A 916-nucleotide genomic window follows, 5' to 3' on the forward strand; every position below is an offset into this window, starting at 1 on the left:
CGCCGCGGCCCGCAGCCCCAGCACGGGCAGCGGCCGGCTCCCGGCCAGCACCCGGCCCGCCCGCCGCACCGGCCGGGGGTCGGCCAGCACCTCCGCCAGATGCCGCAGGTTCTCGATCTCGGCCTCGACGGCCTGCTGGTACTCGTTGTACGAGCCGGTCTCCGGGGCCGGTTCGGCGGGCGCGACCTCGCGCAGGTGCCGGCGCAGGGCGGGGTAGCCGTCGAAGCCGAGGGCGACGGCGAACCGGGTCACGGACGGCTGGCTGACCCCGGCCAGTTCGGCCAGCTCCACGCTGGACAGGAACGGCACGTCGGCGGCGCGCCGCACCATGCTGTGCGCGATGCGCCGCTGGGTCGGCGTCAGCCGGTGCCCCTCGAAGAGCGCCTGGAGGCGCGCGGCAGGGCTCTCGGTGCCGCCACTCATGACCCGCATCCCCTCGACGCCCCGGCCTATTCACCCATCGAAATTCCTGCATACCGTTATACAGGCGCGTGCGGGGCCGCGCCGACCGCACGTCGCGATGGGCGGAGATCGCACGCTGTGCCCGTTTCGGCGACAGATCCGGAACTCGACGATTTTGCTACGACGTCACCACATCCCGAACGGGCCGGATAGCGTAACTCATCGAACAACAGAGCGCCTTGGGGCGCAGGCGCCCCATGTGGCACCCGACGGAGGACTGGTACAGGCGTGGACGCGCGAAGTCGTGGGCAGGCGGACGGAACCGACCCTGCCGACCAGTGGGTACTCAACCCGGAGACCGGCGAATACGAACTGCGGCTGAACGATTCCGCAGAGCAGCCGAAGACGCCCGGCCCCCGCAGCGCCCCGCGCCCCGGTTCCACCGCGCCCGTCCGCGTCCCCGGCCAGCGCGGCCGCCGTGCCGCACCCGCGCCGGAACCGGAACCGGCGTCCG

1 protein-coding gene and 1 pseudogene are annotated in these 916 nt (G+C 73.1%); one reads left to right on the forward strand and one right to left on the reverse strand.

The features are described 5' to 3' along the window. Positions 1–423, reverse strand: a 423-nt coding sequence (locus B7767_RS36625; protein WP_143652839.1) for a MurR/RpiR family transcriptional regulator, incomplete at its 3' end; no start/stop codon positions are given. A 267-nt stretch (positions 424–690) separates the two neighbouring features. Here B7767_RS36625 and B7767_RS47500 point away from each other — a divergent pair. Beyond that, a pseudogene (locus B7767_RS47500) lies at positions 691–916 on the forward strand (LytR family transcriptional regulator); the annotation flags it as partial.

This window comes from Streptomyces sp. 13-12-16 (genome assembly GCF_002114215.1).
Lineage (GTDB): Bacteria > Actinomycetota > Actinomycetes > Streptomycetales > Streptomycetaceae > Streptomyces.